This window comes from Domibacillus sp. DTU_2020_1001157_1_SI_ALB_TIR_016, assembly GCF_032341995.1.
Taxonomy (GTDB): domain Bacteria; phylum Bacillota; class Bacilli; order Bacillales; family Domibacillaceae; genus Domibacillus; species Domibacillus indicus_A.
Map to the genome: position 1 here is coordinate 3,146,909 of NZ_CP135439.1, position 13,755 is coordinate 3,160,663.

General features: G+C 47.0%; 12 protein-coding genes and 1 riboswitch. Of the genes, 4 read left to right on the forward strand and 8 right to left on the reverse strand.

The annotated features are described in order from the left end of the window. Positions 1–20 precede the first annotated feature (20 nt). Entirely contained in the window at positions 21–803 is a 783-nt protein-coding gene (locus RRU94_RS24225; RefSeq protein ID WP_315693401.1) for a class I SAM-dependent methyltransferase, read from the forward strand. A 32-nt stretch (positions 804–835) separates the two neighbouring features. Here RRU94_RS24225 and RRU94_RS24230 read toward each other — a convergent pair whose 3' ends face one another. Together RRU94_RS24230 and RRU94_RS24235 are read right to left on the reverse strand one after the other, a co-directional pair. Next, positions 836–1,531, reverse strand: coding sequence for a response regulator (locus RRU94_RS24230; protein ID WP_315693402.1), 696 nt, complete (start codon positions 1,529–1,531; stop codon positions 836–838). Between the two features lie 20 nt (positions 1,532–1,551). Beyond that, positions 1,552–3,138: a sensor histidine kinase gene (locus RRU94_RS24235; protein ID WP_315693403.1), complete on the reverse strand. Its 1,587-nt coding sequence runs from the start codon at positions 3,136–3,138 to the stop codon at positions 1,552–1,554. Between the two features lie 173 nt (positions 3,139–3,311). Here RRU94_RS24235 and RRU94_RS24240 point away from each other — a divergent pair, with 173 nt between their 5' ends. Then, positions 3,312–4,163: an STAS domain-containing protein gene (locus RRU94_RS24240; RefSeq protein ID WP_315693404.1), complete on the forward strand. Its 852-nt coding sequence runs from the start codon at positions 3,312–3,314 to the stop codon at positions 4,161–4,163. Between the two features lie 143 nt (positions 4,164–4,306). Here RRU94_RS24240 and RRU94_RS24245 read toward each other — a convergent pair whose 3' ends face one another. The 6 genes from RRU94_RS24245 to uraD form a co-directional block, all read right to left on the reverse strand. Then, on the reverse strand, positions 4,307–4,798 hold the full coding sequence (locus tag RRU94_RS24245) for a (2Fe-2S)-binding protein (RefSeq protein ID WP_315693406.1): 492 nt from the start codon (positions 4,796–4,798) through the stop codon (positions 4,307–4,309). Then, positions 4,782–7,016 (reverse strand): xanthine dehydrogenase subunit D, encoded by a 2,235-nt coding sequence (gene pucD, locus RRU94_RS24250; protein ID WP_315693407.1) that lies wholly within the window; start codon positions 7,014–7,016, stop codon positions 4,782–4,784. The genes RRU94_RS24245 and pucD overlap by 17 nt, the downstream gene beginning before the upstream one ends. 21 nt (positions 7,017–7,037) lie before the next feature. Then, entirely contained in the window at positions 7,038–7,892 is an 855-nt protein-coding gene (locus tag RRU94_RS24255) for an FAD binding domain-containing protein (RefSeq protein WP_315693408.1), read from the reverse strand. Then, complete coding sequence (locus tag RRU94_RS24260; protein ID WP_315693409.1) at positions 7,810–8,505, reverse strand: NTP transferase domain-containing protein; 696 nt, start codon at positions 8,503–8,505, stop codon at positions 7,810–7,812. The genes RRU94_RS24255 and RRU94_RS24260 overlap by 83 nt, the downstream gene beginning before the upstream one ends. Next, positions 8,502–9,506, reverse strand: a complete 1,005-nt coding sequence (locus RRU94_RS24265) for an XdhC family protein (RefSeq protein WP_315693411.1) — start codon at positions 9,504–9,506, stop codon at positions 8,502–8,504. Before RRU94_RS24265 ends, RRU94_RS24260 begins: the two co-directional genes overlap by 4 nt. 148 nt (positions 9,507–9,654) lie before the next feature. Then, complete coding sequence (gene uraD, locus RRU94_RS24270) at positions 9,655–10,167, reverse strand: 2-oxo-4-hydroxy-4-carboxy-5-ureidoimidazoline decarboxylase (RefSeq protein WP_315696127.1); 513 nt, start codon at positions 10,165–10,167, stop codon at positions 9,655–9,657. 197 nt (positions 10,168–10,364) lie between these two features. Between uraD and RRU94_RS24275 the strand changes: the two genes are divergently transcribed. Next, complete coding sequence (locus RRU94_RS24275) at positions 10,365–11,981, forward strand: PucR family transcriptional regulator (RefSeq protein WP_315693412.1); 1,617 nt, start codon at positions 10,365–10,367, stop codon at positions 11,979–11,981. Positions 11,982–12,255: 274 nt separating this feature from the next. Next, a riboswitch (purine riboswitch) is annotated at positions 12,256–12,355 on the forward strand. 42 nt (positions 12,356–12,397) lie between these two features. After that, a complete protein-coding gene (locus tag RRU94_RS24280; RefSeq protein WP_315693413.1) occupies positions 12,398–13,735 on the forward strand; it encodes a 5'-deoxyadenosine deaminase in 1,338 nt (445 codons plus the stop codon). Positions 13,736–13,755: the final 20 nt, after the last annotated feature.

Here is a 13,755-nt window from a genome sequence, read left to right on the forward strand (position 1 = left end):
CTTGAGGAGGGGGAATCTTTTTGCAAGAATCAACAGAAACAGCCAAGCAGCGGGTGAAAAGCCAGTTTGGGAAATCAGCCGAACACTACGTTACAAGCAGTACCCATTCAACAGGAACGGATCTTGCCCTTCTCCCTGAATGGCTGGAGATTGGTCCCGATTCTCTTGTCCTGGACATTGCAACAGGAGGCGGCCATGCAGCGAAAGCGCTGGCCCCTCATGCTGCTCATGTGTTTGCCACTGATTTAACTGTACCGATGCTTGAAGCCGCCCAAAAGCATTTGGCATCATCTGCCAATAATATCTTTTACGTCGCAACAGATGCAGAAGCGCTCCCGTTTCTGCCGCATACGTTTGATGCAGTCACCTGCCGGATTGCTGCTCATCACTTTCCGAATCCACGTCTATTTGTACAGGAAGCGGCCCGCGTGCTAAAGCCGGGCGGACGCTTCGTTTTAATTGATAATATTGCACCTGAAGACCCGGCCCTGGATGCTTTTGTGAATCGGCTGGAATCTCTGCGTGACTATAGCCATGTGCGCAGTTATACCATTCTCCAATGGAAGGGCTGGTTTCAAGAAGCCGGATTCAGCCTGATAAAAGAGCAGGTGCGCAAAAAAGAACTTGGCTATCCGGAATGGGTCCACCGCACGACCGCTTCTCCTGAGCAGGTTCAGGAAGTGGATGCTCACCTTCTCTCTGCAGACACGTCTGTTTCCACGTACTTTTCAGTAAAAATGCAGGGTGAAAGCATTGCATCCTTTCAAATTGATGAATGGATGGTCCTGGTTCAACGAAATTAAGCGCTGGTGTTCCACATATGTGGGGCACCTTTTTACTTTTTTCGATATCTTCGTTCCGGACGGCCAATCGTTCCATACATAATTTCCACTTCTGCTTCTTCAGCTGCCACGAGATATTCTAAGTATCTTCGCACAGTGGAATTGCTGGCACCAGTCGCGCGTGCTGTTTCTTCCGCATTAATGCTTGAAGAAGCTTCATGTAAGTGCGTACGTACTTTTTTCAGCGTATGTTTATCAATTCCTTTTGGCAGCTGGTCCGTTTGCTCTACATATTCGGCTCCGGCCGCCTGGCTCATAATGCCAAAAAAACGATTGACTTCTCCCTGCTCAATAAGAGCAGATTGAGACAGTTTCTTTTTTGTTTCTTTGTACTGCTCGAGCGTAGATAAAAATTGGTTGATCATAATGGGCTTCAGCATATAACTGTACGCACCGCCCCGAATGGCTTCACTAACGGTTCGAACATCATTGGCAGCCGTAATCATAATGACATCCACACTCCGCACTTCTTTGCGGATTTCCCACAACAAATCAGTTCCGTTCATATCAGGCAGGTAAACATCAAGCAAAATAAGATCCGGTGTAAATACGTTTAATAATTCCAACGCCTGCTTTCCCAGGCTTGCAGATGCTACAATTTCAAATCCATCTACCTTTTGCACAAACTTTTTATAAATATTGATTGTAGTCTCATCGTCTTCGATAATCATTACTTTAATCGGTACCATAAAAGCGGTTCCCCCTTTGTTTACGCCTTTGGAATGGTAATAGTAAATTGCGCACCGCCAAAGGAGCTTTTTGAAAGATAAAGATCTCCTTTTAGCTTCTGCAGTGTATTTTTCACAATCGCCAGTCCAATTCCGTGATTGTCCCCATCCTTTGTCGTAAATCCTTCTTCAAAAATCCGGTCCTGCTCTTCAAGCGGAATACCCGGACCGTTGTCTTCAATATCAAAAATGAGTTCATGGCCGATATCAGTAAACGAAACACGGACTACCGCTTCGTCTCCCCTTAACCGTACAGCTGCTTCCATCGCATTATCAATCATATTTCCTAACACCGTTACAAACAGCTTGGTGTCAAAAGAAGACGGCACAACGGATAAGTTGCTGTCTTCATCTATCTGAAAATGAACTTTCATTTCCTTGGAGCGGTGGATTTTGCCAAGAAGACAAGCCGCAATATACGGGTCTTTTACAGAGGAAGTTAAAAACACAACGACATCCTGCCGCTCTTTTACTTCGTCTGCTATAAATGACCTTGCTTCGTCATATTGCTCTAACACTATCAATCCATAGATGGTGTTTAATTTATTTAAATACTCATGATTTTGGGCCCGGATGTTGTCGGTAATGCTTTTGACCGCTGACATTTCCTCCTCTATTTTCTCGATTTCTGATACAGGGCGGATCGTTAAAACCGCCCCCTTTGTTTGATTATTCTGCCAAATCGGCGCGCCATCCGCTACATAAAGCTGATGCCCAAACAAAAACCGCTGCCGCACAATGCTTGTTTTTTGGTCGATGATCGATTCAGCCATCCCAACGAGGCGGCTGTTTGTTATTTTTCCTTTCTCGCTAATTTGCCCCTCCAGCAGATTTCTCGCTCTTTTGTTGATAGACGTTATGTGATGATCGTTATTTACTGCAATGGTTGCATCCCGAATAGATTCAAGGGTAGCTTCTTTTTCTTTAAATAAAAAAGAAATTTCTTCCGGTTCTAAATTAAAAATCAATTTTTTCACCCGTTTCGCTATCGTAACAGCTCCTGTTATGCCAAATAAGCTAATAAACAGGGTGAAACATAACAGCTTTAACCAATAGGCATTTCTCGCTTTATCTACTTCTGTTGTTAAAAAACCGACGGAAGCCACTCCAATGATTTCTCCCTTTTTGTTGTAAATAGGGGCTTTCGCTTTAATGGCTGAACCCGAGATACCTGTCCCCTTGTACACGACAGATTTTCCTGCTGAGAGACTTTCCCTGCTGCTCGTCCCCATTTTTTTACCGATATGTTTTGTTATGTGATGGGAATAACGGACGTTATGTTTATTGCCGATCACGACATATCCTGCGCCAGTTGACTGCCTGATGCTTTCAGCAATAGGCTGAATGCGCAGAGGCGGATTTGGATCATCAAATGCCTGGATAATCGTCTCATTTTGAGCAGCCATTTTAGCCACTGTCATCGCCTGGCTGCCCAGTGACTTTTCAGCCAAATCTCCCATAAGAGTAAAGAAGATAGCGCTTACAAAAAGAATCGTTAAAAAAACGACCATAGAAATAAGACCAATCATCTGTCCGAGCAGCTTAGGCCGCCTCCAAAGAATTAACATGTAACCTCCCGCTTTCTAATGGAAAAACTCTTTCTTTTATTTATCTCAATCTCTAGAACATTGTCAATATTTTGTTCATTTTGTTCACGGCTTTTTATGATTTTCGCATTCCAAATCAGGGAAAAACGGTGTATCTTTGTACGTATAGCATCTATTTTCTGGGGGCCGTTAAAATGAATGACGAAATTCGAATTCTTGGAAAGAAACTGTCTGAGGTAAAATATGAAATTGCCCAGGAAATTCATCAAAGCCTATCGCATATAACAAGTATTCAAGAAAAAGCCAACTGGGAGAAGGAACGGGCAATCGAACACCGTGCCCAATTTATTCAAATGTTCGCAGACACTTTAATCGAACAGCCTGATCACGAAATTTCTTTAAAACGCTTTGGCAAATGGGGAGCAAAAACTGGAGAGATCGCCTGCAGCCTGAATGCGCCAATGGATGATGTACTGCAGACCACAACGATATACCGGACGGCTATTTGGGATGTATTAAAGCAGGAAATGAAGCAGAAGCAAATGTCTATTGAAACTGTTTTTGACAGCATCTCCCTTATCGATCCGCTGCTTGATCAAGCCGTTTATGCGTTAAGCATCACTTATGTGAAGTTTCATCGAAAAACACTTGAGCAATCGGCTCAGGCACTTTTGGAACTTTCTGTGCCGGTTGTGCCAATCACAAAAGGAGTAGCTGTACTTCCGCTGATTGGCAGCATGAACACAGAACGGGCAGCCCTTCTGATGGAGGAAGGGCTGCAAAAAGCTGCCCAGCTTAAGCTTTCCCACCTTCTTCTTGACCTGTCTGGTGTCGTAACGGTTGATACGATGGTTGCCGATCAAATTTTCAAGGTGATCGAGGCCTTGTCCCTGCTCGGCGTAAGGGCATCCCTTATCGGTATTCGTCCTGAAGTGGCCCAAACAATGGTGACACTTGGTATTCATGTGGGCGAATTGGATGTAAAAGCAAATTTAGAGACAGCACTAAAAGACTTACAGCAGTCCGCCCATTTGTTTTCCTCTTAACAAGCAATGAGCCAAAGAAGCTTCTTTGGCTCATTGCTTGTTTTTTTATCCATAGATCCGGCTGCTTTCTCCTTTGAATGGACGCCGCTTCCACCCGTATTCAAATAAAAGAAACAGCTTATGTTAGAATGATTTAACAGCATTTAAGAAGAACAAGCCCGCTGAACAGACCGGATGATGCCGCCGTACCCTGTGCACCGGCAAAGATTGCCCGAAAAAGCTTCCTGAATCGCCGCTTCACTCGGCTTTGGATTTGATTCAAGCAGGCATTTTGCCGCCATGACCATGCCCGGTGTGCAATAACCGCATTGAAAGCCGCCTTCTTCGAGAAATGCTTCTTGAATAGGATGCACTTCGTTTTGATCAGAAAGCCCTTCAACCGTTTCCACCGAAGCCCCTTCAAGCTGATAAGCGAGTGTCAGGCACGAAACAGCCAGTTTACCATTGATCAAAACCGAACAGGCTCCACAGCGTCCGATGCCGCATGAAATTTTCGTGCCGGTTTGACCAAGCTCATTTCGGATTAAATCAACAGCTTTCATAACAGGCGGAACGGTTAATTGAACAGGCTCCCCATTTAGCCGAAAGGACAGCCGCATCACTTCAGCGCCTGCTTTTTCAGGATTGGTTTTCATGCAGAACACCCCTCTCCATCGACTGCAGCACAGCCTCCGGCTTTACCGGCAGACGGCTGACCCGAAAGCCGATTGCATCGTAGATCGCATTGGCGATTGCCGGCGCTACGGCTACCGTTCCAATTTCGCCAACACCCCGCGGGCCATAATGATCTCCAGGAGGAAGCGTCTCAATTGCTTCAAGCTCCAGTTCAAACGGTACATCTTGAATGCCTGGAACTAAATAAGAATCGAAGTTTTCTGTCGCATACTGCCCTTCTGTCATCACCACGTCTTCCATTAAAGTGTAGCCAAGCGCCATCACGCCGCCGCCCTCAATTTGTCCCCTATAGCCCATTTCATTTACAACAGGGCCGGCTGCTGTAGACTGATGCAGTCCGGTTACTTTTATTCTTCCGGTTAAAAGATCAACCTCTGTCTGGGCCACTACACCGCTGTACGTGTATAAGTAGTGAGCCGAGTCAATTGCATCCGGAGAAACCGGAAAATCAAACTGGGTGGAAACCACAATCGGCTCTTCGCCGGCTGCAAGAGATTCAAAGGAAAGCACGCATTTTCCATTCTTCCAAACACCGCCCGGTCCAATCGACAGCACACTCTCTTCTGCACCCGTTTTTTGAACGGCCCGTGCAAGCACCCGCTTTATAAAAGACCCCTTTAACCGCTGGAGTGAATGCCAGACCATACTTGTTCCGCGTGAAGCGGTAGTGGAACCGGACGAAGGAACGAGAGCCGTATCTCCAATGACAATGGAAAGGTCTTCTTTTCGGCATCCTAGTTCTTCTGTTGTCACTGCTTCAATCACAGCCAGAATTCCCTGTCCCGCTTCTTCAAATCCAAAGGCAATTTCAACCTTTCCATTTTCTTTTAAAGAAAGCCGACCACCGGCAGGGTCCATTCTCCCAAAGCCAAGCCCGCCGCCGTGCATCGTCACAGCCATGCCGATGCCGGTCCGCTTCCACTCGCTCTCTTTCGGCCTCTGCTGCTTTTTATCCTGGTATACTTGGGCAGCCGACTCTAATACCTCTAAAGCACCATTTGTCTGGACAATCCGCTGTCCGAGCGGTCCAGGGTCCTGTTCACGGCGGATATTAAGCCGCCGCAGTTCCAAGGCATCTATCCCCATTGCAGCAGCCAGCCGGTCCATCTGCCCTTCCAATGCAAAAGTAATCTGATTGCCTCCAAATCCACGGAACTCCCCGGAAACACCATTGTTTGTAAAAACAGAGACACCCTTTGTGTCTACTGCCTCAATCATGTACGGGCCACATGCATGCTCAACAGCGAAGTCTAAAATTGCCGGTCCTAATGTAGCGTAGGCCCCTGTATCGGCTGTAATCGTTGTTTGATGGGCAAGCAGCCGCCCATTTTGATCGACGCCGGTTTTCATCGTAATGCTCATCGGGTGCCGTTTAATGCTTGAACGTATGGATTCCTGCCTTGTTTGGTGAATTTTCACCGGCCTGCCTGTTGCAAGCGCAAGCAGCGCCCCATACGGCTGAATATTCAATTCATCTTTTCCACCGAATGAGCCGCCCATCGGACTGGAAATAATCCGAATTTTTTCTTCCGGCATGCCTAAAATGCGAGATAATTGAAATCGGTCTTTAAAACCGTGCTGTGTACCGACATATACTGTCAGCGTCCCGTCTTTTTCAGGAACAATAACGCCGCCTTCTGTTTCCATATAAGCATGAAGCTGCCGGGGAACTTCATATGTTTCTTCTACAATGTTTACGCATCGTGAAAACGCTGTTTGGATATCGCCTTTTTGAAAGCCGGCACGGTGAAGGATATTGCCGCCTGGATGAAGGAGAGGAGCCGACTTGGCCAATGCTTTTTCTGGACTGTCCACTACAGGAAGCGGTTCATAGTGCACCTCGATCAGTTCAAGCGCTCTTGCAGCAATTTCTACCGACTCTGCAGCAACGGCTGCAACCGCATCTCCCACATATCGAACTGTATCTTTACATAAAACCGGCTGATCCGGGGTAACGATGCCAAATCCGTTTAAGGCAGGCACATCTTCGTGAGTAATAACCGCCTGTACACCCGGCAGCTGACGGGCTTTCTCTGTGGAGAGGGAGAGGATACGGGCATGAGGGTAAGCGCTTCTTAGCACTTTTGCCCAGAGCATCTCTGGAAATGTAAGATCCGTTAAATATTTTAAGCGGCCTGTTACTTTCTCTTTGCCGTCCGGCCGGATTTTTTTCTTCATAGCCAATCTCCTTTCCCGTTTTTATTGGTCAGATTGCAAAGCCGCTAACAGCAGATTGGCTGTGACAGTGCGACGGTAATCCGCTGAGGCGAACACATCACCAATCAAAGCCGATTCTTCCTTGATGCTTTCTGACAGTGACGCCAGCACATCATCCGTCAGTTCCTTTCCAATGAGCTCTCTCTCACACACCTTCAAACGACGCGGTGTGTTTACTCCGCCGCCCGCCACCATCCGAATTTCTTTAATGGTCTGTTCATCTGTCATTTCTCTGTACATGGCAACCGTCACAACAGATGGAATAAACGCTTCTCTCCGTCCGACTTTCCGAAAAAAACAGCGCCCTTTTATAGGAGAAGAAACCGTAATATCTGTTAAAATGGCGGATGCTGCCGGAGATTCCTGCTCACTTACATAATCATATATCCATTCAGACCGAATGCCGTTTTCACAAAACCACGAAAGGCGCGCATCAAGTGCCAGTAAGACCGGAATGGCATCACCGACGCCATAAAGGATATTGCCGCCGATCGTACCCCGGTTACGCACAGCTGGCGAGGCAATGGTGCTGATCGCTTCTGATAAAACCGGGCACTTTTCTTTTACAAGCGGATGATTCCGGCACGTTTCCAGGTCGGTCAGCGCCCCTATTCTGATCGAACCGTCGACCGTTTCCTCAATGTCTGCGAGTTCCCGAATTCCTTCCAGGCTGATTAAATGAGGAGGAAAGGATAGGCCCTGCTCCCGCTGCATTTGCATAAGTGTTCCACCCGCAATAAACCGCGATATTCCGTCAAGCTCTTTCTTTAAAGACCTCGCTTCCTCGAGACTCTGTGGCTGCCAGACAGATGTTGGCACCGGCATTTGCATTGTCATTCCATCCTCTCCCGGCCGCTTGTTTATAGTCCTGCATCGTATCAATATCAAAAAAAGAACGGGATTCTTGGCAATCAATCATTCGTCCGTGCCGCGCAAAAAAAGGCTGCTTCAGCAAACTGCCCGCTCCCCGGTCTCCCTTTAGCTCCTGCAGCACAGGGAAACAGCCGTTCGAGAAAAGAACAGGCGGGCGCGGAATACCATCCAGACGAGCTGCCACAAAAGGAGCCTTTGTTTTTTTGTATGTGCGGACGATTTGATTGATTAATTCCACCCTGGTAAACGGCTGGTCTGCCAAAAGAATCACCGCTGCCTGCGCATTCATTTGTTCTGCGGCCCTCAAGCCAAATGAAAGTGTATGCGCCTGCCCGCGACTGGCTTCGTCACAGACGGCATACGACCAATTCTCTTTTTTAAAAAAAGCGGGCCCAATCCAGCCGGCCCGGCTCTCTCTTTTCCCTGCCACAATAACATGATCCAGCGCAGAGGAAAGAGCCGCATTCAGTGAAGCACTGCCAATCGTGGTACTGCCAAGCGGCAGCGCCAGCTTATCGCACCCCATCCGGACACTGTTTCCGGCAGCAAGCAAAATACCAACAATCGGCCTGCTCATAAACAAGCTGCTTCCCGCAGCCCAATGGAATGGCTCACTTGAATCAGCTGAGCGACAATACTAATCGCAATTTCTTCGGCTCCCTGCGCTCCAATTGACAAGCCGGCTGGAGAAGCAATCCGTGAAGGAATGGCCTCAGCCCCAAACAAGCGGGCCGTTCTTTTTCGGGCACCGAGAATACCAAAATACCGAAGCTCTTGTTCCCTTAACGCCTCGATCAGCTCCCGGTCCCGTTTGAAGTTATGCGTCATCACGACCACACAGTCTTCTGGTTTTAAAGCGATAGAAGAAAGCACTTCGCTCGGAAAACCGACCATGTGTTTTTCAGCACCAGGAAAATGAAAAGCAGAACAAAACGCCGGGCGCCAGTCGGAAACTGTAACCGAAAATCCAGCGGCCGCTGCGAACGAAACGAGCGGCCGCGCATCTGGCCCTGCCCCAAATACAACAAGCCTCCGCTTTGGACGAATTTTGTGTACATACACTTCACTGTCGAGCGCTTTACTAAAAAACATGCCACGCTCAATAACCCGGCAGTCGTCTGGTACTTCTCCCTCCCACTGACCAAACGCGCGTCCCGAATCGGGAATAAAAAGGTAACCGGGGCGGACGCCGCGCTTTTTAATCATAAAAACGGACTGTCCGGACCTTAGCACTTCTTTTAACTGCAACAGGTGGGCCGTATATTCTTCATCCAGCCGTTCTGTCCATACATGGATAACCCCGTTGCAGCCCGAGCCCTCTCCCCAGGAAAAATCATCCTCACCGCGCATATCGTATACAAATTCGCCGTACGGCTGATCCACTGTTTTCAGCCGTTCATTTAAATCTTCTTCCAGGCAGCCCGCACTAAGCAGGCCGACCTGCGTGCCATCCGGTTTAAACAGCATCGCTGCTCCTTCTTTTTTATAAGCAGAGCCTGTGACTTTAACGACCGCCGCCATTACACCACCAACAGTGGAGGCATCCATGGCATCAAGCAATTCATGAATATCTTCCATATCGTTTCCCTCCAGTGTATAGTCCAAAAAAGGGCACTGGTTCAAAAAAATCACAGCCCCCTTTCTCACTTCTTCTATTCTTAAATTGGGCTGATGAAAGGAGCGGGTCTGCCCAGCCGTCCTTGCCTTTCATTTAAAACCCGGGTGGTCACGGCTGGCATGCGCTGGGTTCTTCCTGGATGACAATGTCTTCAATTCGGAATCCGGCTATTTTAAACACTTCTGCTAATGCTGTTTCAAATTCCGTTTCCTTATCGTTTTGAAGACGCTGCTTCATCTGAACGCAGATTTCTTCTTTTGTTTTGCCTCGCACTGCCATGATAAAAGGAAAAGAGAACTTTTGGGTGTATGCCTCATTTAATAGAGAAAACTGATCAAATTCCTCTTTTGACAAAGAAGTCAGCCCGGCAGCTTTCTGCTCTTTCACAGAAGCGTCGGTCATTTTCATATTTGCCCCAAGATTCGGATGGTTTCGAAGCAGAGCCAGCTGATCGGAACGAGACGCTTCCTGGACAACAGCGGTCATCTTATCGTACAGAGTCTGCACAGACTTAAATGGACGATCCCGCACCGCCTGTTCTGCTACCCAAAGTGAATGTTCAAATACGCTGCCGAAGTGCTGGACAAACATCACTTTTTTCATTTCGTTTACTGCTTTCATAGTCAGCACTTCACTCACGCCCTTTTCTAACTTAATTGTGTAATGAATAATAACATATGATTAGTTTACAAGGAAAATTATGTATTGTCACTGGTTTAAATGACCAAAACATTAGATTTTTTTCTTCTTTTTCACAATTTATTAATAATTTGTGTTATATAATATTACATAATTTAAATTTTTAGGGAGTGTTTCAGTTGAAATTACAAACCTTGCTTGCCCACGCTCCTTTTCAAGATATTTTATTAGCCGCGGGCGCCAGAGGGATGGCAAATGATATTACGAATGTGACGATGATGGATGCTCCGGATATTCTCCCTTATCTAAAGTCGAACGACCTGCTCGTGACGACCGGTTATCACGTTAAAGATAAGCCAGGCGAGCTGATCAGCTTGATTGAGCAAATGGCCCAGAAAAACTGCGCTGCCCTTTTTATTAAAACAAAGCGTTTTTTCGGCCAGCTTCCAAAAGAAGCAATCCAGCTCGCAGATCAGCTTGGGTTTCCGATTGTTGAAATTCCTGAAAGCTGGTCACTCGGTGAAACCGTCAATCAAATACTTAATATTATTTTAGATAAGAGAACGAGCGAGCTTCGGGGCGCAATCGAAACGCACAAGCTGTTTTCAAGCCATATCATAAGCGGAAAAGGATTAAATGCGCTGCTTGCAAACTTAACAGAGCTTACCGGCCACCAGGCTTTTTTATCGACAGCGTACTTTTCTGCCATTGCCGGCGATCATTCGCTGGCTGAAGCTTTTTTGCCGTTTAAGAAATGGGCGTCTAAGCACGGCTCTTTTCTTCCGGCCAGCTCTGCTTTTACCATGTTCAGCACGCTGGACCAGAAAGAGAGCTACACACTGTTTCCCGTTTACACACACGAGAAAAAAGCTGCCCTGCTTTTGCTCAAAGGCTTTGTTTATCCAACAGAGCAGGTGAAACTTCTTACGATCGAACAAGCACTCAATGTGATCTCATTTGAGCTGTTGAAAGAAGAAGCCGTAAAACAGTCTACCCGCCGTATTCGTAATGAGTTTTTCTCCAATTTTTTAGATGACGCTTTTTCAAGCGAAGAGGAAACGATCAGCCGTGCAAAAGAATTCGACCTGCCTTTAAAACAAAAATACGTGTGCGCGGTTGGCCGAATCGATGCACCGGAAGAAGAATGGTCTTATTACACGAACCAGAAGGAACTGGATGAAGTCTATTATTTTTTCGAAAAAGAACTGCACACAATGGATATTCCCTGCGACTTATTTACAAAAGGAGACACCGTAATCATTCTGTCAAAAGTACCCGATCATATGAAAGACACCCATTTATTTACGGCTTCTTTTTTAGAAAAGCTGCAAAGCCGGCTCAGCCGGGAACATAACATGACCATTTCTTTTGGTGTCAGTCATTTATGCTCTTCTCTCCTATTTGTCCAGCAGGGGTATAAAGAAGCGCGCGATGCCTTAAAAACAAATCGGCTGTCCAGCGGCCCTTCCTCCATTCACTTCCACCGGACAAAGGATGTAAACGAGCTGCTGCGGATGCTACCGCCAAAAGACTTAAGCCAGTTTTATAAACACACAGTCCAGCAGTTAAAGCTGAATAATCTAGAAGAAGAAAGATCGCTGCTGGAGACACTGTTTGTTTATATGGAAAGCCATTGCCATATTTCCGAAACGGCCAAGCGGCTGTTTGTCCACCGTAACACAGTTGTGTACCGGCTGGAGAAATGTGAAGAGCTGCTCGGTATTTCGTTGAAAGACCCTGATTTTTCCCTGCAGGTCCGCCTCGCCCTCCGTATCAAACACCTGCTGAATGCTTGAAAAAGCTCGGGAGCTGTCCCGGGCTTTTTCATATGCAGGAATTCCAACTTCGTCCAAAGAAAGCGAAATACTCATCCGTCGGACAACAATAGCCTTGAGCGCGCTCTCTAAATGATTTTTTACATTCATAAAGGAACCGGCTTTTTCAAAGCCGCTTACGAATGTACTTCCTTCCCAATCATTCACCTGAATAATCACGTTTTCCGAGTAACAGAAAAAAACAATGTAAGGTTTTCTTCCACTTCAGTTGAAGCGTCTCCCGCTTCCTCTTATTCTAATGATAAGATACCTTTTTCGTATATCCCCAGCGATACGGGCTGGGGGTCTCTACTTGGGACCGTAAATTCCAGGCTACGAAAAATCAGCATGGGCGCTGGTTTTTTCGTGGCTTTTTTTATTGACTGGGAGGGATGGAGATGGGAAGTTTACTTATTAAAAATGCTCAAATCGTAACGATGAATGCGCAGGAAGAGATTATAAACGGAGATATTCTTATTCGGGACAGCCGGATTGAAGCAGTCGGGCCGGCTTTGGACGAAACGCCGGCTGACCGCGTGATTAACGCTTCAGGCCGAACCGTGATCCCCGGCTTTGTTCAAACCCATGTGCACCTATGCCAAACACTGTTTCGCGGCAAAGGTGATGATCTTGAATTGATGGACTGGCTGAAAAAGCGGATTTGGCCGCTTGAAGCGTCCCATGATGAAGAATCTGTTTATTATTCCGCGATGCTTGGGATCGGCGAGCTTCTGCAAAGCGGCACAACGACGATTGTTGATATGGAAACCGTTCATCATACCGAATCTGCATTTCGCGCGATTGCCCAAAGCGGTATTCGGGCGCTCTCCGGTAAAGTTATGATGGATAAAGGCAGTGAAGTGCCGCTTGCCCTGCAGGAAAACACAGCAGCATCCATCCAGGAAAGCGTGGACCTGCTGGAGAAATGGCACATGTACGACAGCGGGCGCATCCAATATGCTTTTTCACCGCGCTTTGTCGTTTCCTGTACAGAGGAATTATTGAAAGAGGTACAAAAACTGTCTGTCCACTACAACGTCCATGTGCATACCCATGCTTCCGAAAACAGGGGGGAAATCGCTATTGTTGAGCAGGAAACCGGGATGCGCAATGTTATATATCTTGATCATCTCAGTCTTGCCAATGAACGGCTTATTCTGGCCCACTGCATCTGGCTGGACGAAGAAGAAAAGCGGATTATTCGGGAGAAAGGTGTGCATGTCAGCCATTGTCCGGGCTCGAACTTAAAGCTTGCATCCGGTATTGCCGATGTTCCTGAGCTGCTTGATGCCGGTTCATCCGTAAGCCTTGGAGCAGACGGTGCTCCGTGCAACAACAACCTCGATATGTTCAATGAAATGCGTCTTGCCGCCTTGATTCAAAAACCGATCCACGGTCCGACTAGCATGAACGCCCGCACCGTTTTCCGTATGGCTACAATCGGCGGCGCCCGGGCTGTTGGAATGGGGCATGAAATCGGCAGTATTGAAGCCGGAAAAAGGGCAGACCTGGTGATGTTAAACTTAAATCATTTCCACACCTTCCCTTCTTACGATGTAGATCCTGTCTCACGCATCGTTTATTCTGCTACCCGTGCGGATGTGGAAACGACCATTGTCGACGGGCGAATTGTCATGGAAAACGGCATGATGAAAACGATCGACAAAACGACTGTGCTAAGAGAAGCAGATGCGTCGATTAAACGGCTGCTCAAAAAAACAACAATCATGCATTAAACTCATCCAAAAAGCGGTCC